The 357-nt window shown below is 45.7% G+C and carries 1 protein-coding gene; it reads left to right on the top strand.

All coding sequences use genetic code 11. The annotated features are described in order from the left end of the window. Positions 1 to 357 (top strand): hypothetical protein (locus KP705_RS19645; protein WP_215765528.1); only part of this gene is annotated, 357 nt, incomplete at both ends.

Raw genomic sequence — 357 nt, 5'->3', positions numbered from 1 at the left:
CTCAATACGCGACTGATACAGAGGTACGGCTCGTTTAAGGAGTTCAAGGGACTGATACAGAGGTACGGCTCGTTTAAGGAGTTCAAGGGGTCTCTTAATGATGAGAGGCTTCGCATCGGTCGAGATCATTCTGATGATGAGCTTTTCACGAAGCGTGATGAAGGCGAAGCCACGATAGGTGTCCCTAAATCATTGGATATGTTCGGGCCCGATATTGATATGGCTCTCTGTGTTGAGCTGTTCGGGCCCGATATTGATATGGCTCTCTGTGTTGAGCATTCTCATGATGGTCTTGTGATCTGTGGTGATGAAATAAAATACAAGCAGATGGAGAATAAGAATGTTTGGCTTATGCTA

The organism is Gluconobacter sp. P1D12_c (assembly GCF_018812105.1).
Classification (GTDB): Bacteria; Pseudomonadota; Alphaproteobacteria; order Acetobacterales; family Acetobacteraceae; genus Gluconobacter; species Gluconobacter oxydans_A.
This window is presented reverse-complemented; position numbering and strand designations above follow the sequence as displayed.